At 53.7% G+C, this 20,635-nt stretch carries 23 protein-coding genes; 7 read left to right on the plus strand and 16 right to left on the minus strand.

What is annotated here, in order from left to right:
* Positions 1 to 67: 67 nt before the first annotated feature.
* A complete protein-coding gene (locus tag TRICHSKD4_RS30870) occupies positions 68 to 1,999 on the minus strand; it encodes a hypothetical protein (protein ID WP_009468250.1) in 1,932 nt (643 codons plus the stop codon).
* 294 nt (positions 2,000 to 2,293) lie between these two features.
* Between TRICHSKD4_RS30870 and TRICHSKD4_RS17660 the strand changes: the two genes are divergently transcribed.
* The 3 genes from TRICHSKD4_RS17660 to TRICHSKD4_RS17670 all read left to right on the plus strand — a co-directional run bounded on the left by TRICHSKD4_RS17660 (position 2,294) and on the right by TRICHSKD4_RS17670 (position 4,294).
* Entirely contained in the window at positions 2,294 to 2,896 is a 603-nt protein-coding gene (locus TRICHSKD4_RS17660; RefSeq protein WP_040617083.1) for a L,D-transpeptidase, read from the plus strand.
* Between the two features lie 129 nt (positions 2,897 to 3,025).
* Positions 3,026 to 3,460 carry a hypothetical protein gene (locus TRICHSKD4_RS17665; protein WP_009468253.1) on the plus strand — a complete coding sequence of 145 codons (435 nt, stop codon included), beginning with the start codon at positions 3,026 to 3,028 and terminating at the stop codon, positions 3,458 to 3,460.
* A gap of 207 nt (positions 3,461 to 3,667) precedes the next feature.
* Positions 3,668 to 4,294 carry a LysE family translocator gene (locus TRICHSKD4_RS17670; protein ID WP_009468254.1) on the plus strand — a complete coding sequence of 209 codons (627 nt, stop codon included), beginning with the start codon at positions 3,668 to 3,670 and terminating at the stop codon, positions 4,292 to 4,294.
* Between the two features lie 8 nt (positions 4,295 to 4,302).
* On the opposite strand, the gene TRICHSKD4_RS17675 is transcribed toward TRICHSKD4_RS17670, so the two are convergent.
* On the minus strand, positions 4,303 to 4,668 hold the full coding sequence (locus TRICHSKD4_RS17675) for a gamma-butyrobetaine hydroxylase-like domain-containing protein (protein WP_009468255.1): 366 nt from the start codon (positions 4,666 to 4,668) through the stop codon (positions 4,303 to 4,305).
* Between the two features lie 81 nt (positions 4,669 to 4,749).
* On the minus strand, positions 4,750 to 6,189 hold the full coding sequence (locus TRICHSKD4_RS17680; protein ID WP_040617192.1) for a deoxyribodipyrimidine photo-lyase: 1,440 nt from the start codon (positions 6,187 to 6,189) through the stop codon (positions 4,750 to 4,752).
* 162 nt (positions 6,190 to 6,351) lie between these two features.
* On the opposite strand from TRICHSKD4_RS17680, the gene moaA reads away from it, so the two are divergent.
* The 3 genes from moaA to TRICHSKD4_RS17695 all read left to right on the plus strand — a co-directional run bounded on the left by moaA (position 6,352) and on the right by TRICHSKD4_RS17695 (position 8,420).
* Entirely contained in the window at positions 6,352 to 7,386 is a 1,035-nt protein-coding gene (gene moaA / locus TRICHSKD4_RS17685; protein WP_040617193.1) for a GTP 3',8-cyclase MoaA, read from the plus strand.
* A gap of 4 nt (positions 7,387 to 7,390) precedes the next feature.
* Complete coding sequence (locus tag TRICHSKD4_RS17690) at positions 7,391 to 7,720, plus strand: hypothetical protein (protein ID WP_009468259.1); 330 nt, start codon at positions 7,391 to 7,393, stop codon at positions 7,718 to 7,720.
* Positions 7,721 to 7,835: 115 nt separating this feature from the next.
* A complete protein-coding gene (locus TRICHSKD4_RS17695; protein ID WP_009468260.1) occupies positions 7,836 to 8,420 on the plus strand; it encodes a hypothetical protein in 585 nt (194 codons plus the stop codon).
* Positions 8,421 to 8,455: 35 nt separating this feature from the next.
* On the opposite strand, the gene TRICHSKD4_RS17700 is transcribed toward TRICHSKD4_RS17695, so the two are convergent.
* Positions 8,456 to 9,163, minus strand: coding sequence for a DUF3306 domain-containing protein (locus tag TRICHSKD4_RS17700; protein ID WP_009468261.1), 708 nt, complete (start codon positions 9,161 to 9,163; stop codon positions 8,456 to 8,458).
* Positions 9,160 to 9,696, minus strand: a complete 537-nt coding sequence (locus tag TRICHSKD4_RS17705) for a DUF3305 domain-containing protein (protein WP_009468262.1) — start codon at positions 9,694 to 9,696, stop codon at positions 9,160 to 9,162. Before TRICHSKD4_RS17705 ends, TRICHSKD4_RS17700 begins: the two co-directional genes overlap by 4 nt.
* 182 nt (positions 9,697 to 9,878) lie before the next feature.
* Between TRICHSKD4_RS17705 and TRICHSKD4_RS17710 the strand changes: the two genes are divergently transcribed.
* A complete protein-coding gene (locus tag TRICHSKD4_RS17710) occupies positions 9,879 to 11,927 on the plus strand; it encodes a 4Fe-4S dicluster domain-containing protein (protein WP_009468263.1) in 2,049 nt (682 codons plus the stop codon).
* A 25-nt stretch (positions 11,928 to 11,952) separates the two neighbouring features.
* Here TRICHSKD4_RS17710 and TRICHSKD4_RS17715 read toward each other — a convergent pair whose 3' ends face one another.
* The 11 genes from TRICHSKD4_RS17715 to fdh3B form a co-directional block, all read right to left on the minus strand.
* Positions 11,953 to 13,188, minus strand: a complete 1,236-nt coding sequence (locus TRICHSKD4_RS17715; protein WP_009468264.1) for a multidrug effflux MFS transporter — start codon at positions 13,186 to 13,188, stop codon at positions 11,953 to 11,955.
* Between the two features lie 84 nt (positions 13,189 to 13,272).
* Positions 13,273 to 14,175, minus strand: coding sequence for a DMT family transporter (locus TRICHSKD4_RS17720; protein ID WP_009468265.1), 903 nt, complete (start codon positions 14,173 to 14,175; stop codon positions 13,273 to 13,275).
* Positions 14,176 to 14,216: 41 nt separating this feature from the next.
* The gene (locus TRICHSKD4_RS17725) at positions 14,217 to 15,230 is read right to left on the minus strand and encodes a DUF6352 family protein (RefSeq protein ID WP_009468266.1); all 1,014 of its coding nucleotides are present in this window, start codon (positions 15,228 to 15,230) and stop codon (positions 14,217 to 14,219) included.
* On the minus strand, positions 15,227 to 15,724 hold the full coding sequence (locus tag TRICHSKD4_RS17730) for a DUF6505 family protein (protein ID WP_009468267.1): 498 nt from the start codon (positions 15,722 to 15,724) through the stop codon (positions 15,227 to 15,229). The genes TRICHSKD4_RS17725 and TRICHSKD4_RS17730 overlap by 4 nt, the downstream gene beginning before the upstream one ends.
* The gene (locus TRICHSKD4_RS17735) at positions 15,724 to 16,518 is read right to left on the minus strand and encodes a biotin/lipoate--protein ligase family protein (protein ID WP_009468268.1); all 795 of its coding nucleotides are present in this window, start codon (positions 16,516 to 16,518) and stop codon (positions 15,724 to 15,726) included. Before TRICHSKD4_RS17735 ends, TRICHSKD4_RS17730 begins: the two co-directional genes overlap by 1 nt.
* A gap of 14 nt (positions 16,519 to 16,532) precedes the next feature.
* The gene (locus tag TRICHSKD4_RS30070; RefSeq protein ID WP_009468269.1) at positions 16,533 to 16,724 is read right to left on the minus strand and encodes a DUF6494 family protein; all 192 of its coding nucleotides are present in this window, start codon (positions 16,722 to 16,724) and stop codon (positions 16,533 to 16,535) included.
* Between the two features lie 168 nt (positions 16,725 to 16,892).
* A complete protein-coding gene (locus TRICHSKD4_RS32040; RefSeq protein WP_009468270.1) occupies positions 16,893 to 17,027 on the minus strand; it encodes a hypothetical protein in 135 nt (44 codons plus the stop codon).
* Positions 17,024 to 18,397, minus strand: a complete 1,374-nt coding sequence (locus tag TRICHSKD4_RS17740) for a c-type cytochrome (RefSeq protein ID WP_009468271.1) — start codon at positions 18,395 to 18,397, stop codon at positions 17,024 to 17,026. Before TRICHSKD4_RS17740 ends, TRICHSKD4_RS32040 begins: the two co-directional genes overlap by 4 nt.
* 55 nt (positions 18,398 to 18,452) lie before the next feature.
* The gene (locus TRICHSKD4_RS17745) at positions 18,453 to 19,610 is read right to left on the minus strand and encodes a formate dehydrogenase subunit gamma (protein WP_009468272.1); all 1,158 of its coding nucleotides are present in this window, start codon (positions 19,608 to 19,610) and stop codon (positions 18,453 to 18,455) included.
* A 94-nt stretch (positions 19,611 to 19,704) separates the two neighbouring features.
* Complete coding sequence (locus tag TRICHSKD4_RS17750) at positions 19,705 to 19,902, minus strand: hypothetical protein (protein ID WP_009468273.1); 198 nt, start codon at positions 19,900 to 19,902, stop codon at positions 19,705 to 19,707.
* A 226-nt stretch (positions 19,903 to 20,128) separates the two neighbouring features.
* Positions 20,129 to 20,635, minus strand: a 507-nt coding sequence (gene fdh3B / locus TRICHSKD4_RS30875; RefSeq protein WP_040617084.1) for a formate dehydrogenase FDH3 subunit beta, incomplete at its 5' end; no start/stop codon positions are given.

Raw genomic sequence — 20,635 nt, forward strand, 5'->3', positions numbered from 1 at the left:
CGACAAAACCCCGGCAAAATGCCGGGGTTTTGCGTGAGCGGCAGGCATTTAGCCAGCCTCGATCATTTTAGCCGTTCTGCAGCGCAGAGCGATCGCGATCATACCCCTGGAACAGCGCACCATTTTGGCCCTGGTATCCAGCGCTCAGGTAGTGACCATCGAAGGAGTCACGGTTTGCACCAGAAATCATGACGCCGTTTTCATCGATCACCAGGTCAACTTCTTCAACACCAAATTGGGTCCAGAAGAGGTGCTGTCCGTTGGCGCTTTGCCCCATGTAGGCAACGTTCCAGCCTTGCTCGGCAGTGGTGACATCACCGGCCTTGTCGAAGTAGTAGACGTTACCAACTTCAAGCTTGTCAGTGTTCGGATCGAACGGAGCACGGTCACCTGCAACAGATGTTCCGCCGCCCACTGTCACTGAACCCGGCTCGGCAAATTCAAAGTCAGTCGCCTTCATGCCAGCGCCGTGCCACCCGCTGATGGTGAGGCCACCAACAGACTGATACATGGCGTCAAAATCATCTGCACCCAGAACATCAAGGCGTGCCTTGACGGCGACTGCAACAACGGCAGATGCACATTCCATGGAGTAGTGCTGCGGGTTGTTCCAGAGATCCTGGATCGCATCACTTGCACGAACACCGTCTTTTACGACCATGACGCCGTTCTTGTTCTCCCAGAACTGGCTTTCAGGAGCTGCTTTGGAAAGCCCGCCTTCACCTCGGAACGCCCAAGCACCGTTCTGGAAGGCCATTGCGTTGTCCACCATGGCAGCCTGAAGAAGGTCGTCATACTTTTCTGCCAGGTTGCCAGGATTTGGGCCTGGGTTAGGTCCAGGGCCAGGATTTGGGCCGGGGCCAGGGTTCGGACCAGGACCTGGGTTAGGTCCACCGCCACCATTGGCGTTACCGACAACAGAGACAGAACTGTAGTTTCCAAAGCCACCGTTATGAACAAGGCCCAGCGGCGTATCATCAGCCGGGATGTTGCCATTGGTGTAAACCGGAACACCTTTGAGGCGTTGTGTCAGTTTCTGAGAAAGAGCTGGCTTGCCCCAGATCATGACACTTTGGATTTTGCCATCCTGAACGAAAATGCGGCTACCACCCTCACGGGTATCAACACCATTAGCGTCCACCAGCTTGATATTGCCGCCCGTTGCATTGTTGATGATGTTGGAGAGCTTTGTAAGCGATGCATTGGTGAGCTGATGACCACCACCTACATTGCCGCCGCCGTTCGGGCCACCAACGTTTGTACCACCACCATTGTTGCCGCCGACTTGCACCAGCTCCCAAACGCCGTTGTTGTTCACAAGGGTCCAGCCGCCGTTATTGCCATTTGCCGGGATGGTGTTCGCACCATTCATGGTGTTGACAAATGTGCTCGGCCCTTTTCCGTGGTTCGTGCCGCAAGTCTGGACAAAAGCGCTAACACCGCCATTGGCTTGATTTGCACCATTGCCACCGTTCAGCATGGCCTGAACGAATGCTGTCGCAGGGTTTGCATTCTGCGCACCGCCAGCGCCGGTGTTACCACCGTTGCCCATCGCTTGAACAAATGCGCTTGCCGGTCCGGCTGGCGCCTGATTTGCACCACCATTCATGGTGTTGAAAAATGCACTCGCTCCACCGGCTGTCCGGTTCGCCGCAGCAAATTCAGTCATTTGCGCTGTGCTCTGACCCGCACTGACCATACCACCAGTGTTCATTGCCGTCACAAAATTGCTCGGACCATTGGACCGATTGTTCATTGCCGCTACAAGCGCACTTTGACGACCGGCGTCAGCCGCACCTTGAAAGCCACCAAACGTCACAGGTTGATAGGCGTAATTGCCACCACCACCAAAATTGAACTGGTTGCCGCCATTGTTGTTGCCGCCCCAACCAGTATTGTGATTGTTGCCTTTGGCGTTGTTCAGCACGTTTGAAAAAGCGTTACCGTTATTGTTGCCGCCACCATTTGGTTTTGGTTGGGGTTTCACTGGGCAAATCATTTTTATCTCTCCGAGCTATTCGGCTTCCATCTCAGTGGAATCTCTGAACTTGCCCCAAAGGTACTCTTCGCCCGGATTTTCGACAATTTGGAGTGATTGCGGAGAGATCTACGTAGTACCGATGAGCCTTACGGATCTGAAGACCCTCACCCAAGTGTGAATTTGAACAGCGGAAAAACTGGCCAACGCCTTAATGTTCTTCTAGGCAATGCGCCTTACTCTGAGGTAGTAAATACTCGTACCAATGAACTGTGGTGGTAACAGTTATCCGGAAAATACATTTTGGGGGATGCAATGAAGTTGATTTATGCCGTTTTGGCAGCGGCACTTTTCACACTCTGGAGCCAAGCGGCATTCGCACAGGCCGGTGGTCGTTTTTTTGACCCCAACACCCGCCAGTGGATCACTTATGGCCCAACGCACGGAAACCCAAGCGGCAAATCTCCAATTCGCCGCAAAATGGTGAAATACAGCACCAAATATCCGGTGGGCACCATTGTGATCGATACGTCCGAGCGCCGTCTTTATCACGTGCGCCCGAATGGCAAAGCCATGAAGTACGGCGTTGGCGTCGGCAAAACCGGCTTCCAATGGGCCGGCACGCACCGCATCACCCGTAAAGCCGAATGGCCGGGCTGGACACCTCCGCCGCAAATGCGAGCTCGCGAGCGCAAAAAGGGGCGTATTCTTCCGGCCCATATGCCGGGCGGACCGAACAATCCGCTAGGTGCCCGTGCCCTCTATATTGGTTCCACCCTCTATCGAATTCATGGCACCAATCAACCTTGGACCATCGGGGGAGCCGTTTCCTCCGGCTGCATACGTCTTGCTAATGATGACGTGACACATCTCTACAAGCACGTAAAGGTTGGCGCAAAGGTCATCGTCAAACGCTGAGCGCGCACCAAGGTTTCGAATCAAGAGGGTCGGCCAGCTGCCGGCCCTTTTTCGTTTCTCTACCTGCTTGCCCCCCTCGCCGTCTTGCGTGCATGATTATAAAATGGGTTCGAGTGGTGGAGAAGTAAGATGGGCAAATTGCACAAACTTACAGGAAGCAAACAGGTATTCCTGATGGTTGCTTTTCTTGCCGTTCTGATAGGGGCAAGCAGTTTCCCTTCCGCTCATGCGCAGGATATCCCCCTCCTGGCCCAACAAGGGCTAAACCTTTCGCAAACGCATTGTGGACGCTGTCATATCGTTGCCAAGGATAGGTTCGCCGGTATCGCCTCTACGCCGTCCTTCAAAATCATGATTCAGGCGCTGGACGACTGGGAAGACCGATTTGACACCTTTATGGCCAGAAACCCCCACCCGGCCCATATGCGTCTGGAAGGAGCAGATGAGCGCCCCGAAGACCTTCCAAGCACCATCAAGGAAGTCATCCTGACTTTGGACGAAATCGAAGTAATTCTGGCCTATGTGGATTACATGGCGGAGGAATTGGGTCGCACAAACCCTTGAATCAAATCATAAACGCTGAAACATAAGCTCGTGAATTTAAAACACATATATCAAATAGACTCAAAACTGAGTGTCTTAGTTAACTCATAGGAATCACCTCGTTACGCGCGTTTGCGAATGTGTCAGGTTAAAGATAGAACCAATAGCAAATGTATTCGTAGGTGCCCTAGAATTTTGGCAAGTCCATGTATTTGAAAGATCTGTTAGATGAATTTTGAAAGCCTTATCCTGCTTTTTGGGGCAGCATTTGTGGTTTCCCTGATCCCGGGCCCAAGCACACTGATAGCTTTCGCACATGGTGCCCGATTTGGATGGGGCCGCAGCCTTTATACTGCACTGGGAAACTCCAGCGCATCGGCTGTTCAGGCCATAGCAGCAACCGCCGGACTGGGGCTTGTTATTACAACATCAGCAACACTGTTCCTGATCATTAAATATGTGGGGGCCGCATATTTGATTTGGATGGGAATTCAGATGTGGCGCAGTGCCGCTGAACTAGTCGAAACCACAGGGATGAACGGTGTTTCGGAGGTTTCAAACAGGAACCTTTTTTCCTCCGGCTTCACCATTGCAGCAAGCAATCCTAAAGCCATCGCTTTTTTCACGGCCTTGTTCCCTCAATTTCTGACAGCCGGAAACGATGGATTCTTGCAGCTTGCGATGATGGTGTGCGTGATTGCACTGGTCGCGTTCTCTGTCGCAGTGCTCTACGGTTTGGCGGGAGCGTGGTTGCGCAGTCTGGAACTGTCAAAGAAAATAATGAAGCGCATTTATCGCGCAACTGGTGGACTTTTTGTGGTGAGTGGAATTGGACTCGCAACTGCTCGGAGCTGAGTTTTAGCTCAATCGCGAGACAAGCCCTTTTCCTCAAGCTCGGCCAGATAGCCGCCCCAGTGCTTGTCCTTGTCCCGTGCAAGGTCAAGGAAATAGGTCCAAGTGAAAATACCGGTGTTGTGCATGTCATCAAAATGGATGCGAACAGCGTAGTTGCCGACCGGCTCCATTTTCATGATGCCAACATTGCGCTTGTTTGGAACAGTTTTCTTCTGTGAAGGACTGTGCCCCTGCACTTCTGCAGACGGCGAACAGACACGCAGATATTCTGCTGAAAAGTCATGCTCTTCACCATTGTCGAAGGCGATGTGAAGCGTTTTTTTGTCTTCCCGCAATCGCAGTTCGGTCGGCCAGACTTTTGCAGTGTCAGTCATGTGATCAATTCCATCACGTCAGCAGAATCAATGGGGAGTGGACGATAGCCCCACCCTTTCAAAACCGAAAACATGGATGGATCAAGCGGCGTTTTCTGCATTCTCGGCTTTGACGGCCTCATAACCGTCCAGCGCCTTTTTGCGCGCCGTCTGGTGATCGACCATCGGCAAAGGGTAAGTTTCCCCCAAACGGACCCCCGCTGCACGTAAGTCCATTGGCGAGGCATCTTGTGGGGCAAAAAGCTGCGGAGCGCGCAAGTCTTTCAGCTCCGGCACCCATTTTCTAATGTAGGCACCATCTGGATCAAACTTTTGGGCCTGCGTATACGGATTAAAAATGCGGAAATACGGTGCTGCGTCGGCTCCAGTGCCCGAAACCCACTGCCAACTGGCAGAATTATTGGCAACATCAGCGTCCAGCAGCGTATCTCGGAACCAATTCTCTCCATGCTGCCACGAAATTCGCAGGTGCTTGACGAGAAAACTTGCCACAATCATGCGCACACGATTGTGCATGTAGCCGGTCTGCCAAAGTTCACGCATACCGGCATCAACGATTGGATAGCCAGTCTGGCCCCGCTGCCAGGCGCGCAGGTCTTCCGCATTTTCTCTCCACGGATAAGCGTCGAACCCGACTTTCCAGTTCTTTTCCGGCAAATCCGGAAAATGAAAGAGCAAGTGATAGGAAAACTCGCGCCAAACAATCTCACTTAAGAATTTGTCGGCATCTGTTGCGTGCTCAGGATGAACGTCGGCATGCATTTGGGTTGTCGCCCAAATTTGGGTTGGTGAGATTTCACCGAACCGCAGATGCGGTGACAAGCGTGACACGTTTGGAAGATCAGGCCGGTTGCGCAACTCGCCATAACCATTCAGGCCTTGATCAAGGAAAACACACAGTCTCTCGCGTGCTCCCTGTTCGCCGGGTGTCCAAACGTTCTCCCACCCTTCCGCCCAGTTTGGATCCCTCGGCAGAAGATCGAGCGCCTCAATTCCAAGCGAAACCCAACCAACAGCCAGCTCGATTTTGTCAGGCACGGGCAACGGCGCGGCTACTCCGCGTGCCTTAACGGCTCGCCAATAGTGTGAATAGACCTTGTAAGAGCTCCCGGAGCCGGTTTTGATGTCCCATGGTTCATGGAGAACATTTCCCTTGAAGCTCTTAACCATGAGCCCGCTTTCACGCAGCTCAGTTTTGATTTTCTTGTCTCGCTCAATCCCGTATTCGTCATAGGCCCGGTTCCAACGGACAGCTTCGGCCTTGGTTTCCAGAGCCAGTTCCTGCAGCACGGTTGCAGGGTCACCGCGAAGCACGACGAGATCACCAAGCTGTTCTCTAAGAGCTGTCAGGCTGTGGTGAAGCCACCACTTTCCGGCGGCCCCGATCGCTTGTGAGTTCGTTAGTGGAGCCGCATCGTCCCAAATGAAAACCGGAATGACCGGCCCTTCCTGAGCTGCGTGATAAAGCGCGGCATTGTCCGCAACGCGGAGGTCCTGGCGAAACCAGACGATGGAGGTCATGAACGCAACCCTGTTTGACACATGTACTTTCCCTACGAAGCGAAATCACAACCAGATCACCTCATTCCAAAGAGCACCTTTTCCCCTATTGCCATGGCGCATAAAACCATTACCTTCAATCAGATTGCGACATTTCCGGATAGCCGGACGAGGGAGAGAGACATGACCGCAAACGGCTCACATGACAGCGCGATTCCATCGCCCGCCATGATTGATCCATTTGGTCGGGCTGTGACCTATCTGAGAATTTCGGTGACGGACCGCTGCGACTTCCGCTGTGTCTATTGCATGGCCGAAGACATGACTTTTCTCCCGAAACGCGAAGTCTTGTCGCTGGAAGAACTGGACCGCCTTTGTACGGCCTTTATTGAAAAAGGCGTTCGCAAGCTTCGGCTGACCGGTGGTGAGCCGCTCGTTCGCAAAAACATCATGAGCCTCATCCGAAGCTTGGGTCGTCACATCGACTCTGGCGCTTTGGAAGAATTGACGGTCACGACAAACGGTTCTCAGCTGACCAAACTATCCCAGGAGCTGTATGACAGCGGTGTTCGCCGGATCAACGTCTCGCTTGATACGCTTGACCCCGACCGCTTCAAGGCGATCACCCGGTGGGGCGACCTTGGCAAGGTTCTTGATGGCATGAAAGCAGCCCGCGACGCCGGGTTGCAGCTGAAGGTGAATATGGTGGCGCTCAAAGGCGTCAATGAACATGAGGTCATTCCGATGATGGAATGGGCCCATGACCAAGGCTACGATCTGACCCTGATTGAAACCATGCCGCTTGGCGAAATTGATGGTGATCGCACCGACCAATACCTGCCGCTTTCACTCGTGCGGGGTCGGCTGGCAGAGAAGTTCACACTGGAAGACATTCCTTACAAGACAGGCGGTCCGGCCCGATATGTTGAAGTTAAGGAAACCGGGGGGCGCATGGGCTTTATTACACCCATGACCCATAACTTCTGCGAAAGCTGTAATCGTGTTCGTGTCACCTGCACCGGACAACTTTATATGTGCCTCGGTCAAGATGACATGGCAGATCTCCGCGCCCCGCTTCGCGCGTCAGAAGGAAATGAACTGCTTCACAACGCCATTGACGAAGCTATTGGCCGCAAGCCAAAGGGTCATGACTTCGTGATTGACCGCCGCACGAAGCAACCAGCTGTCTCCCGCCACATGAGTGTAACTGGCGGCTAAACTGATGACGGATAACGCAACAAGCATTGCAAAACAAAGTGACCTCAAAGGTCGGCTTGTTGCGCTGGCAATAGCAATTGCCGCGTTGGCGCTGATGATCTGGATCGGGCGCAATGATGTTTCAAGCATTCAATATGCGTTGAGCCTTGTTGGCGGACAACAAACGTCCGAGCAAACCGGCTCCGGCAACCCGGCGCTCGATGCCTGCCTCGCCCAACGTGTTGGCGATGTTGAAAAAATGAAGGCAGACGGGGTTATCAACGCCTCTCAGTTTGAAAGCTTCAAGAGCCGGGCAATAACCCTGTGTGAAGCTCAGAACCCGGTCGGAAACTAACCAAAAGAAATATCGGTCCATTCTGTAAAATTACATTTATTTAACTGGCAACCATCCCTATAACTCCCTACGTCATTTCACGCATAAATTGCGATTTAAAAAGGGAATTCAACTGATGATTTTACGCAGAACTGTTCATGCACTCGCAGCTTCAAGCTTGATCCTGCTTTCCTCCGTCAGCCTCTCAACAGCCTCTGACAAGACAGAGATCAAGGATTATTTTGCTGCTGCCGACCTGTCCCAATTCAAGGCTCAGGTAGTTACCACCAATCCATCCCGCGACGAGGTCATCGTCAAGGCACCCAATCAGAATGAATTTGCCATTCCCGTTACTGATGGCTTCGATTTGGACGGCGTTCACAAAAACCAATTCCTGACCGTAAGCTATTTGGCGGGTGCGGTTGTCGATATTCGCGAGAGCAAAAAGGACAAACCAGGCATTGACGCGGTTGGCTTTGTCGCGGCCGCAGATCCCGAAGACCTTCCAGCCGGACTTTCGGCCCGGAAACTTACAGTGACCGCAAAAATTCTGGGTGTCGACACCAAGAATGGCTCCGTTCGATTTGTCGGACCAGCAGGCACAGAACGCACCTATAAAGTGTCGAACCTTGAACTTCTGAAAGATCTTGATGTGAAAAAGGGTGATCTGTTCGATGTCACCCTGTTTGACGCAGTTGGTCTGGAAATCACCAACCGATAGGCGATGCAAAGGATTGGGCGGTCTGCTAGCCGCCCTTATTCTTCATCGAAACGCACAGCCATTCGGCGTCTGATGGGCACTTTCCGCGCCATTTCCATCTCCTCGTCTCCTCCAAGGTCTGATGTGGTTGCGACACGAACAGGTGTTTCAAAGACTGGCTCTGGCTCATGCCGCCTTTCATCAGACCCCGGTTCTTCAGAAATCGTTGCGTGTTGGTCAACGCTCTCCGACAATTCGTTTTCTTCGCCATCACTTGCGGCGCTGGCCTCACCAGCCCCATCCCCATTTTCCAATTGGGCAGCCAATCGTTCTGCTTCGGCAGCCATCTCCTCGGCCTTCGCCTTGTAGCCCTTGCCAACTTCCCAAGCCGATTGAAATTGGGTCAATACCTTGTCGATGACATTGTAATTGAGATCGTAGTCATTAAGGCCATCCAGAGTGGAAAACGCTGGATTGACGGTCCAGAGTTTGCGCAAGGCAGCTGTTTTCAGCGCCTTTGGCACGCCTTTTTTCATGAAAACGGTAAAATCCGAGTCTGAGGTCAAACTGTCCAAATCAATTGCTTCGGCAGCTTCCCGGTTGGCCATTATCTCAGGGTCTTCCTGCGAAGGGTCACCAATTTCATCCGCTTCTTCAACACCCTGCGGCTCTTCAACAGCCTCAAGGTCTCCCTCGCGCACCGCTTGCTTACGGCGTGACCAGCGGCTCAAGAACCCTTCTTCTTGATCTGAGGTCCCGGTCATTCGCCCTCGCCCGGCACCATGCGTCCACCCTCTTGAAAGATCGGCACTTTGCCAAATTGTTGTTCTTCCGTTTTCGCAGATTTCCGGCGGCGCTTTTTAAACGCTTCAGGCTCGGGCATTTTTTTCAAAAAGGCCACCGTCCATTGCAGAATATCGGCTGGCATCGGCACACGCTCAATCAAGCCGTCTCCGGCATCCTGCATCCCTTGCGCCTCATAAGGGTCAGCGGTGACGCCGCGCACTTTATAGGGCACTGGATCGGTATCCGCATCATCCAGCATCAACCAAAGGGACGGCGTGCCGGTTTCCATGTTTGCGTCATAGGCTTCCCCTAGTTTTCGGTGAAGAGTGATAGAAACTGGCCCAAACAGAAACTGAGTGGAAGCTTCGTCCTCACGTACGACCTGCCAATCGCATAGGGTCTCCGCCGCTTCTACAACACCGATTCCCTTCCAGGAAAACTCGGCCCAGGGGTGAGAACTCTTGCGACGCTCAATAACGACGGCAACATCTGTACTGATTTGCGCTTCCAAACGGCTCTCCCTGATACTTTCCCTATAAGTTTAGTGTCTTCTGCAGGCGGTGGCAAAGGTGTGAAAAGACAACAGGTTTCATGATCCCGATCAAGGCAAATGCAACCGGTTACACTTGTAATCATACCCTCGTGAGTTAGAACTAGAATAATTATAAAACAATCAAGTCGCCGGAGCCGCAAATGACCGAAACGCAGGGCCGTGTTCTTTTGTGCAATTGCTTCAAGTCCATGCAACTGGACAAGGCAGCTGCAGAGCTTTCGTCTGATCTTGCAGCACCTCTTTGCACCGAATTGTGCCGAGGCGAACTGGAGCGTTTTGAAAAAGCCGTTCAGGAACCGGGCGATCTTTTAGTCGCCTGCACGCAGGAGGCTCCCCTTTTTGAGGAAGTCGCGGAAGAGCTGGAGGGCCCAGCCACGTTGAAATTCGTCAACATTCGCGAAACGGCTGGATGGACAAATTCCAAAAGCGACCCAAGCGCAAAGGTTTTGGCTCTGCTTGCTGATGCGCAGTCCGCATCAAACATCACACCGGCTCCAATCCGCGAGATTGAATCGGATGGCATGTGCCTTGTCTACGGAGCCGGGCAAGCGGCGCTCGATGCTGCAATGGCGCTGGAAGACACCCTGTCAGTCACACTTGTGCTGTCTTCCTGGGATGATGTTTTGCTGCCACCGGTCCTGCCCTTTCCGGTCTACCGCGGCTCCCTGCGCACTTTAACCGGCTCTTTCGGCAAGTTTGAAGTCATGCTCGACGGTTATGCGGCGATGATCCCAGCATCTCGCCAATCCCCTGAGTTCCATATGCCGCGTGATGGCGCAAAAGCAGGCTGTTCCATTGTTGTCGATCTCAGCGGCAACACCTCGGCCATCACGGCGCCAGACAAACGCTCTGGCTATTTTCGTGCCGCACCAAATGACCCGACAAGTATCGCCAATCTGATCCGCGAAGCGTCCGAGATGATCGGTACTTTCGAAAAGCCGATCTACGTTTCGTACAATCCGGACATCTGTGCCCACAGCCACGCTGGCAAAGCCGGCTGTTCCAACTGCCTTGATGCCTGTCCCGCCGGAGCACTGACATCAGAGGCGGGAAAGATAGCCGTCGACCACGGTATTTGCGGTGGTTGCGGCAGCTGTTCGGCAAACTGCCCGACAGGCGCCATTTCTTACCAATACCCGTCACGTCCAGACCTGCTGGTGCCTATTCAGTCTCTCATAGGAGCTTACAAAGAAGCTGGCGGTCACAAACCGATTTTGCTCTGCCACGAAGCTGAACACGGTGGAACCATTATCAACGCGCTGGCCCGTTATGGGGATGGCTTACCAACGAACGTTCTACCGCTCTCTCTCCATGCGGTGACAACGCTGGGCCACGAGGCCATGCTGACGGCCTTCTTGTCCGGAGCTGAGCGGGTTCTCTGCCTGATCGACCCAAAAAAGCACGATGAAACCGCACCACTCTCCAACGAAATCGGGCTAGCAAACGACCTTCTTGCTGCCTTGGGGCATGATCCAATTGGTCGGCTGGATATCGTTCTCTCCAGTGATCCGGATGCATTAGCGGAAGCTCTGAGCACAAATTCGAAAGATTTGGCTCTGAAAAACCCGACCCGCATTGGGCCGGTGGGCGGTAAACGTGACATTGCGCGCATGGCCATCAGCGCCCTGCACCGCGCATCACCCGATGCGCCATCTGTTCTCCCTTTGAACGACTATGCACCTTATGGCCGGATCGAAATCCGGAGCGAAGGCTGCACCCTTTGCCTGTCCTGCGTTTCCGCCTGTCCGGTCGGCGCGCTGGCAGATAACCCGGACCAGCCACAAGTCAGCTTTACGGAAGCTGCTTGCGTTCAGTGCGGCCTTTGCCAAACCACCTGCCCGGAAAGCGTTATCACGTTAGTTCCGCAGTTCAACACGAGCGAAACCGCCTTGCGCGCTGCCGTGTTGCATGAGGAAGAGCCTGCCACCTGCACATCCTGCGGCAAACCTTTTGGTGCACAATCAACCATCGATCGGATCAAGGAACGCCTCGCCGGCAAACATCACATGTTCCAATCGGCAAATCAGATCAATCTGATCGAAATGTGCGACGACTGCCGCATTCAAGCCCAGTGGGACGCAGATCCCGGCTTTGGGGCGTCAGCACCGCGCCCACGACCCAGAACGACAGAAGATTACATGGAAGCGGAAAAGTCTGGCCTGACAGTCGATGATTTCCTGAAAAACTAGAGCACATCCACCCAAGCGCCGCACCTTAGCGGCGCTCTGTTTTTTCAAGAACGAAGATTGCCACGACACCTGCAAGGGTCAGCGCAACAGCGCCGGTCATCATCGCAGCCAAGGGCCAAACCGTTGCAGGCCACATGCTTTCAGACAAAGCCCAGGCAACGCCGGCACTGGCAAACGCCCCCATGCCGATTTGCATACTGGCCGTCAAACCTGAGGCCGCACCTGCCATGTCAGGACGCACACTGACAGACCCTGCAATAATGCTCGGCAAGCAAATGCCATTACCAAGGCCGACGAGGAACATCGGCGCAAAGAAGCGGATCGGCGTCACTTCACCGCTCAGCAAAACGGCGATCATCGCAAGGACCGCAACCACCGGAAACAGCGATCCAAACACAATCATTGGCATCAAGCCAAAGCGTTCGGAAAACCGACCGGAAATGAAGTTGCCGATCAAATAACCTCCGGCGATGATCATGAAGTAGATGCCCATTTCACTGGGGCTGATTTTCAAGACATCAGCTGCCACAAATGGCGCTCCGCCGAGATAGGAGAAATAAACCGTGGCCGTGAACATCGCCGTGAGCCCGTAGGCCCAAAACAACCGTTCCCGCAAAAGAACACCATAGTTCTTGAAAAACGAAAACGACGCCTCCCCATCTCCCCGGTTTTTGTTGGTTTCATAAAGACCCAGATAAGACGCGATCAATACGATCACACCCAGAACGAGCAGCAGAACAAAACTTCCGCTCCAGCCAAAGCTCTCGTCGAGCAGTCCGCCTATGGCAGGCCCTACCATCGGACCGGCCGTCATACCCATGGTCACGTAGCCAATCATACTGGCCGCCTGATCGCGCCCATAGAGGTCACGGACAATAGCTCGGGCCAAGATCAAGCCCGCAGAGCCACCGATTGCCTGAATAATTCGTCCGCCAATCAAGGTTTCTATGGATCCGGCCAAAAGACATATGACCGTTCCAACTACAAAGCTCGCCATACCACCAAGTACGATGGGACGACGACCGTATCTGTCTGACAAGGGACCGAGGAAAAGCTGAGCAACCGCAACCGCAACAAAATACAGAGACATCGTCATCTGCACTTGTCCGGCGGTGGCATCAAAAGCCTGTTTCATACCCGCCAGAGACGGCAGGTAAATATTCATGGCAACGGGACTAACCGTTGAAATTGCAATCAAAATCACAATCGACGGCTTTCCAGTCAGTACCGGTTTCGGGACTTCATAAACTTCGGGCTTCATGCAAACCTTGTAAAATATATCAATATATTAGCCTGACTATCATAACGTGTAACATTCAATCAAACACCAAAATATCGCACCTGATCATTTCTCAACGCCAGACCTAAATTGGCCTGCCACTCCGGCAAGCAGCTTTCTCTCCCGCAAGAATGTGTAGACGCCTGTCAAAACGACTACACCGGTGCCTAGTAACGTCATAAGATCAGGCACTTCATCCCAAAAGAGGTAGCCGAGCAAAATCGCCCACAAAACAATTGAATATCTAAACGGGGCAACGACAACGATCTCACCCGTCCGCATCGCAGCAATAATAAATATGTACCCAATTATAATGAAAACCGACGCAACAAACAAATATGCTAGCTGCTTGAGGCTCATCGGCTCCCAGCCCTGAACCAGAACCATCGCTCCACCCAAAAGCGAAACTCCAATCATGGTCAACAGCGCAACGCCCAGTGTCGGCGTTTCTTTTGGCAACTGCCTTGTCGCCAAGTCCCTGACAGCCATGAAGAAAACACCACCCAGCGCAACAAAAGACCAAGCGCTGAATCCACTCAATCCAGGTCGCACAATCAAGAGCACGCCCAAAAATCCGACGAGAATCGCAGTCCAGCGACGCCACCCCACCGGATCACGAAAGAACATGGCAGCTGCAGCCGTCACGACCAGAGGCAAGGCCTGCAAAATGGCCGTTGCGTTGGCGATGGGCAGTTGAAACAAGGCGGGAAGATAAAGAACAGTGGCGGACATCTCTCCAAACATGCGACAGCCAACGGCCTTGTGTTTCAGAACAGGCAAATTCTTGAAGACGCCGGTGACGTAACAAAGACAGGTGAGCAGAACAACGCTGATCCCCCCACGCACCATCATGATTTGCCCCAATGGCAAGCTTTCGGACACCAGTTTGACCATGGCGTCGTTAAAGATGAAGCCAGCCATCGCAACCAGCATCGCAGCAATGCCGCGGCTGTTATCAGAAACCTGCATACTGACTCCACGGCCTCAAGGCTCTGAAGAAGAGAGTTGATTCAACTCTTTGACGCGAGAGGTAGGTTCACCAGAAGATTCTGCGGTTTGACCCGCAGCTTGCCGTCCTTGGACATGGCAACTGCCAGCCAGACCGGTTTGCCGCGCAGGTCAGCTTGAACATTCGAGCGATTCTCGAAATCAAGCCGGAACAAGGAGAGCAACCTCAAATTGTCCGCTTCACTTAACTCCTCGCCCGAATAAAGGCTGTTGAGAATGGTTGTCGCTTCCGCATCCAGCCCAACATGCCACGACCAATGCTCATCGCGGATTTTCTGAACCGGCTGAACACGGACATCTGTATTGAAAAAATGGCGGACCCAGGCTTCGACCACACGGGCAAACGCGTCCGGCCCTGGCTGCGTAAACCGGAAATCAAGTGCCGTATCAAACCTGTCGCTACGGTCCCAATAAATTGCAGCGTTTTCTTCCGTCAAAACATCCAGCGCCACTTCCCGCATGGGCGTACCGCTTTCCATAAGGAGTGCGCCTAAACCACCCAGGCCGCCGGTTTCCGACAACATACTGACAATTTCAGAATCGGCGATCATCACCGTTCCGTTTTCCACCGTGACAACCTGCTCCCGGAAGAACAGTTCCGCTGCCCGAAGGCGAACCGGATCATGAACCTTTCGCAAGATGTTGCGAAGGATCAGGTGCACCAACTGGTCCAAAAAAACCGGAGGAACGGCGACTGAGCCTTCCTGAAAAATCGCCGCATACGCAGCCTCGACCGTGCCGTGTTTTTTGAGATGATCCCGAAACCCCAGAACCACACGGTAGTTGTCCGCCGTATCGCTGTCGGCAATCCTCTTCAGATCAGCCTCATCAATCTCTGTGAACGGGTCCTCCATGAGTTTTTCAAAAAGCTCATGCTCAACCGCGCAGGATTCCTCCACTGGATGGATTTCCGGTCGCGTGAAATACGCCCGCAGCAAATCCGGAGTGACGCGAAGCCAGCCGTTCTTTGTCGGTTCAACCAAGTGATACCCGGCGGACTTCCAAAACTCTCTCATTCCTGATCCTCCACCACATCCCAAACAAGGGCATGCGGTTTGTCACCCGGCGGGTTGACGATGTGAAACTGTTCGCGAATGGCACCCTCAGCATCGACCTCACGTTTCACCGCGAGCAGCGTGTTCAATGGAGTATCGTCAGCCAAGGCGCGCGCATATCCAATCTCATCACGCGCAAGACCCTCGGCCGCATCCCGGCTTGGGGCACCAAAATGTTCAACGAGAAACCGTGTCAGGTTGAGTACACAGGTCTCAATGTCCTGCTCACTCGCTTCTCCCACGCTGACCAAGGTCGAAAACCCAAATGATGGCAGGCCAAAAAATCCGCTGACAAACGCTTGTCGTTCCTTTTTGGCCAAGGAGCCAGCATCAAATCCGGGGCGCGGCATATAAAGAAACCCGCCCGGAATTGCCGATTCATCAGGCTCTGCAGCCCGTGGAAAGACATGCGTGTCCGATACATCAAAGCGAATTGCGCGCAGAAAACGAGCCATCAGCTTTCCTGACTGGCAGGTTCTGGCTCATACTCTGTAACGCTATGGACAATGCTTTCCATGTGGTCCGTCACGGCGAATACCTGCGTTCCTGTATCGGTTCGCATCAGCAAGTTGCCGATTTCGTCAAGCCCCAGAAACTGACCCTCAGTGATCACCTGCTCGTCTTCAGTTCCAAACGACAAGGTAATTGTCTTACCCCGCCCCTCGCAGCGGAACAGCCACGCGTCATGAACGGGCTTGAAGCCTTCGCCATCCCAACGGTTGATCCAGGTGAGGAAGTGGCGGGACAGGGCAGCAATCACATCCGCGCCCTCAAGATCGGCAGCTCCTTCGTCCCACAAACTGGTTTGGTCCGGAGTCTCGCCCGGCTCCAGTGCCGACTTCGGCTTCAAGGCCAAATCAAGCCCGGCGATCAACCACATAGGCGCGCCGTCGTCATCCAGCTCACTGCTCACCTTGATGTGAGCCGAGCCAACTCCGGCACGATTGGCGAGAACCGGTTCGGCATTGCCAGGTAAAGCCAGTTCTGGGGACAAGCGTGCAATCGCATCCCCTGCCGCGACCATAAGCGCAAACAGCATTTCCTGTGCGCGCTCTGGCGAGACTTCAGGTTCCAGAACAAAGGCGACGGACACACTGTCAGTGGCACATGACCAGAAGAGATCACCTGCCCCAACGCTGTCCTCGGCAAGGGCCGCCTCTGCCGCCGCCATGGGCATCATCGGAGGCACGACCGGATGGCTTGTCAGGATAGGTGGAAGATCAAGCGTCAGATCAACAGCATGAGCCATGGGACTCGCCTCAATCAATCGAGGTCAATCTTGCCGTCAACAACGTGCGTAAAGTCCGTTCCGTCAATCGTGATCGTTGCCTTGACGTTCAAGGACCCGGTCGTGCCGCCGCTTGCACGCACATGCTCTTCAAGAGCCTCTTGCGAGGTGACGCCAACCTGCTTGAGGAACTTGCGCATGGACATGTTGAAGGTGTCATTGGACACGGTAGATACTCCCACTTATTCCGGCTGTGTTGGCTGCCAACAGTTTCGCTGCACCAACCGGTTGCCGGGTTCATATTATTGTTTTTCAAGGTTTAAGCGCTCACGCGCTGGACCTCAAGCATTGTCTCTGGCGGCGGAGCGAGACCATGACTTAAGCGATCAGATTTTTCAGTCCAGACGCACAGAATTGTTCGAACTCTGGTTGACTGCCGCGGCCGAATAATCGAGCTGCTGTGTGAGCACGAACCACGCACCGAAGCTGATCAACACACATGCGGCAACACCGCCCACAAATGCCTTCATTGGCTTTGGTCTCCACTTTCTTGACTGTTTGGCTGGTCTGCGGACGGATCTGTCGCCCGTTTCAAAAAGGCGACAAGGGCATCCCTGTCTTCCACCGACTTCAGCCGTTGGATTGGCATCTTGGACCCTGGCGTTACAATGTCCGGCCCGTGATCGAAAAGATCGGATATAGTTTTTTCATCCCAAAAAAAGTCGGCCTTTATCAAGGCCTCTGAATAGGGATACCCTTCCAGCCCGCCTGCCCGACGCCCAAAAACACCGAAAAGCGTTGGACCAGCGCGATTTCCACCATCCGGTGTCAACGTGTGGCAAACAGAGCATTTACGGGCAAACTGGCGTTCACCCGGATCAGATGTTTCGGCAACCTGAAACCGGCGTGGAAAGTCGATATCAAGCGCTTCAAACGGCTTTCGCGGCGAGACATCCCAAAGGTGAATTTCGTCATCCAGCCCGGTATAAAAGAGCCGGTTGCCATCGGCATTGAAACTCAGCCCCCAAACCAGGCCATAGGGGTTTTCAAACTCTTCCAGCAGCTCGAAGGTTTTGGCATCAAAAACCCGAATGAGGCCATCTCCACCGCCACTGGCCGCGCGTTTTCCGTCAAGCGACACAGCCAGTGAAAGAACCGGACGGGTATGCGGCGGCAAGACCTTGATCTCTTCCCCGGTCCAAATGTCCAGAACGCCGGTCTTGCCATCGGTCACACCAAAGAACAGTGACGTCCCGTCTGGCAGGACTTTTAGAACATTGACACCCCACCCGAGATTGACGATCTCACGCAAAAACGCGCCCGTTTCAACATCAAACTGTCGGATGCCACCGTCATAAGAGGCGGTAAAAAGCTGCGTCCCGTCTTTGGAAAACGCCACGGAGTTGACGTTGCCACGGTGCTGATCCAGCACATGCAAAAGTTTGGAAGGAGATGCCTCCAGATCGTAGATACGGGCCTGATTTTCCCAAGAGGCAACGGCAGCAAAGCGGCCATTTGCCGATACATCGACGCTGAGAACTTTTTCGCCAAACCCATCAAAGCGGTGCAGAAGCTCAGCGGTTGTCAAATCCCAAAGGATCAGATCGCTGTCATCACCAACCGTAACCGCTCTGTTTCCCGGCAGAAACCGCCCATCATTGACCGCTGCCTCATGACCGATAAGCCGAAGCGGCTCTGCTGAAGCCTCCCCTGCTTCATCTTCAGACCAAACAAGCACCGAATAGTCGAAAGAGGTGCTGAGCAATCTCTTGCCAGACGGGTCAAGGGTCACCGACTTGACCGGGCCACCATGGCCTTCCAATCGATCTGGCCACTCGGCAAGCGCCGGTACAAAGGGGCTGGTCAAGCAAGTGAGGATGGCCGCTGTTTTAACGGCCAAACGCACTCCTGCCCTGTGTCGTCCCTTCCTCTGAACCACGCGCCCGCCCTAACCTTTATTCTGCAGGTTGTGCAGCAGGTTTTCCCTGATCGCGTTCATGGACGTCATCCATGTGCTCGTCCACCCAGATCGAGTGGTGTTCTTTGGCCCAGTTCAAATCAACTTCACCAGTGCCCATGGCATCAAAAGCGCCTTCCATGCCAACCGAACCGATGTAGATATGCGCAAGGATCACACACACCATGAAAACAGCCATGATGGAGTGCCAAAGGGTTGCAAGTTGCTGTTCCTGAATGACACTCAAGGTGGTTGGCAGGTTCGTGGCGAAGATGAGATTGATCTTGTCGAACGTGTCAGCAAAGAACGTGGTGGTGAACGGGAACAGAAGCTGCCAACCAGATAGGGACAGCGACACACCGCCGAGGATCGTCAGCCAGAAGATCACCTTCTGCCCGGCATTGAATTTCTTGGCCGGCGGATGAAGTTTGGAAGAGAAAATGCCTCCCCCCTGAAGCACCCATTTGATGTCAGTGCGGTCCGGCAGATTGTGCTTCACCCACATCACGAAGATCATCAACAGGCCAAGCATGAAGGCAAAGCCGAGATAGTTATGCAGATACTTACCCATCTGCGTGATGAAGGAGAAAGCCTCTGCGCCCAACAACGGAAGGATCACATAGCGACCGAAAAGAACGTTGAGACCTGTCAAGGCCAGCACAACGAAAGAAACCGCCAACAGCCAGTGACCAAACCGCTCAATTGCCTTGAAACGTGTAATCGTCTGACCGGAGCGACCATGGGCAATCTTGATGCGACCACGAATGGCATAAAAAATACCAAGCAGAACAATCATGCCAAGCATGGCCCAACTGGCATAAAGCGACATGGGGCCATTCCGGAAAGACCGCCAAGCTTCACCCTCGGACTGGACCAAAGTTCCGGCTTTTTGGTCTGGAATAGATACCGTTCCCTGAACACCGCCGCGCACGGCCCGCCAGTATTCTGCATCAGAATTTGTGCCGAGCACGTCGCCCGGGACAGCGCCACCTGTCGGAGAGTTTTGGCTAATGGCAGGATCCGCAACACCTTGTTGTGCAATCGCTGAGTCGCTTAGACCACCGACACAAAGGGTCAAAACGAACGCAACCAGCGCAACCGCTGCATAGTCCTTGATCCGGACACTCCAGTTTGTTGTTTCCCCAAGCCCTGGCATGGCACCCTCTCCTCATTCGTCCCAGACACCTTCTTCACGTATTTTTGGCGTCTAACGGCCATTTGGTTTTCGCCGAAGCGATGAATTTCAAATCTCAGAAGCTCTGTTTGTTTCCGCGCGCACGCAGAGCCCGTTTTTGCTCATCATCCAGCTCGGTATCCTGTGGGCCAGCGTAGCTGCCCTTCTCAAGCTTGATGGGCCGGTTCTCCTCAGCTTCCCGGCAGGCTGAAAGACCTGCAAGCAGCGCAACTATGCCGAAAATCTTCAAGAATGTTGAAACGCGTGGTGTCATCGACGTGATCCCAATGGTCTTGGTTCTTTTTTATGTCACGATCAGAAAAAGTCACGAGAGCTGCTCACACTTAGGGATTAGCGTGACGCATTCACTCCATGAACACAACCTCCGATTTACAACCGTAGCCAATCAGGCATCTGCCCGCCCTGTCCCGGTCGCTTCAGAAGCGAACGGAGGCAGCCATAGCCGCCTCCGCCTTAAATTCAAGTTCGGACAAGCCTCGTTAAAGAGTGCCGGCCTTTTGGTCGTAAGCTGTGCCCCAGCCCCACGCGCCGGAGCCGAAACCACGAGCAACAACGCGCTCGCGGTAGATGGCTGAAACGACGTCACCGTCGCCGGCCAGAAGCGCCTTTGTGGAACACATTTCTGCACAGAGCGGCAGCTTGCCTTCTGCCAGACGGTTACGTCCGTATTTCTGGAACTCGACCGAGGAATTGTCATCCTCCGGACCACCTGCACAGAAAGTACATTTGTCCATCTTGCCGCGGGAACCGAAGTTGCCGACCTGCGGATACTGCGGCGCGCCAAACGGACACGCATAGAAACAGTAACCGCAACCAATGCACAGGTCCTTGGAGTGCAACACGACGCCCTCTTCAGACTCGTAGAAGCAATCCACCGGACAAACGGCCATACAAGGCGCGTCCGAGCAGTGCATGCAAGCGACCGAAATCGACCGCTCACCCGGCTTGCCATCATTGATCGTCACGACGCGGCGGCGGTTGATGCC

This window comes from Roseibium sp. TrichSKD4, assembly GCF_000148725.1.
Lineage (GTDB): Bacteria > Pseudomonadota > Alphaproteobacteria > Rhizobiales > Stappiaceae > Roseibium.

What these genes read in the sequence shown, in the direction of transcription:
- TRICHSKD4_RS17690 (WP_009468259.1), top strand. Translation starts at nt 7,391, where the DNA reads ATGACGGATAACGCAACAAGCATTGCAAAACAAAGTGACCTCAAAGGT.
- TRICHSKD4_RS17710 (WP_009468263.1), top strand. Translation starts at nt 9,879, where the DNA reads ATGACCGAAACGCAGGGCCGTGTTCTTTTGTGCAATTGCTTCAAGTCC.
- TRICHSKD4_RS30870 (WP_009468250.1), bottom strand. Translation starts at nt 1,999, where the DNA reads ATGATTTGCCCAGTGAAACCCCAACCAAAACCAAATGGTGGCGGCAAC.
- TRICHSKD4_RS17670 (WP_009468254.1), top strand. Translation starts at nt 3,668, where the DNA reads ATGAATTTTGAAAGCCTTATCCTGCTTTTTGGGGCAGCATTTGTGGTT.
- TRICHSKD4_RS17745 (WP_009468272.1), bottom strand. Translation starts at nt 19,610, where the DNA reads ATGCCAGGGCTTGGGGAAACAACAAACTGGAGTGTCCGGATCAAGGAC.
- TRICHSKD4_RS17735 (WP_009468268.1), bottom strand. Translation starts at nt 16,518, where the DNA reads ATGGCTCATGCTGTTGATCTGACGCTTGATCTTCCACCTATCCTGACA.
- TRICHSKD4_RS17725 (WP_009468266.1), bottom strand. Translation starts at nt 15,230, where the DNA reads ATGAGAGAGTTTTGGAAGTCCGCCGGGTATCACTTGGTTGAACCGACA.
- TRICHSKD4_RS17680 (WP_040617192.1), bottom strand. Translation starts at nt 6,189, where the DNA reads ATGACCTCCATCGTCTGGTTTCGCCAGGACCTCCGCGTTGCGGACAAT.
- TRICHSKD4_RS17750 (WP_009468273.1), bottom strand. Translation starts at nt 19,902, where the DNA reads ATGACACCACGCGTTTCAACATTCTTGAAGATTTTCGGCATAGTTGCG.
- TRICHSKD4_RS17665 (WP_009468253.1), top strand. Translation starts at nt 3,026, where the DNA reads ATGGGCAAATTGCACAAACTTACAGGAAGCAAACAGGTATTCCTGATG.
- TRICHSKD4_RS17675 (WP_009468255.1), bottom strand. Translation starts at nt 4,668, where the DNA reads ATGACTGACACTGCAAAAGTCTGGCCGACCGAACTGCGATTGCGGGAA.
- TRICHSKD4_RS32040 (WP_009468270.1), bottom strand. Translation starts at nt 17,027, where the DNA reads ATGAAGGCATTTGTGGGCGGTGTTGCCGCATGTGTGTTGATCAGCTTC.
- TRICHSKD4_RS17695 (WP_009468260.1), top strand. Translation starts at nt 7,836, where the DNA reads ATGATTTTACGCAGAACTGTTCATGCACTCGCAGCTTCAAGCTTGATC.
- TRICHSKD4_RS17720 (WP_009468265.1), bottom strand. Translation starts at nt 14,175, where the DNA reads ATGCAGGTTTCTGATAACAGCCGCGGCATTGCTGCGATGCTGGTTGCG.
- TRICHSKD4_RS17730 (WP_009468267.1), bottom strand. Translation starts at nt 15,724, where the DNA reads ATGGCTCGTTTTCTGCGCGCAATTCGCTTTGATGTATCGGACACGCAT.
- TRICHSKD4_RS17700 (WP_009468261.1), bottom strand. Translation starts at nt 9,163, where the DNA reads ATGACCGGGACCTCAGATCAAGAAGAAGGGTTCTTGAGCCGCTGGTCA.
- moaA (WP_040617193.1), top strand. Translation starts at nt 6,352, where the DNA reads ATGACCGCAAACGGCTCACATGACAGCGCGATTCCATCGCCCGCCATG.
- TRICHSKD4_RS17660 (WP_040617083.1), top strand. Translation starts at nt 2,294, where the DNA reads ATGAAGTTGATTTATGCCGTTTTGGCAGCGGCACTTTTCACACTCTGG.
- TRICHSKD4_RS17715 (WP_009468264.1), bottom strand. Translation starts at nt 13,188, where the DNA reads ATGAAGCCCGAAGTTTATGAAGTCCCGAAACCGGTACTGACTGGAAAG.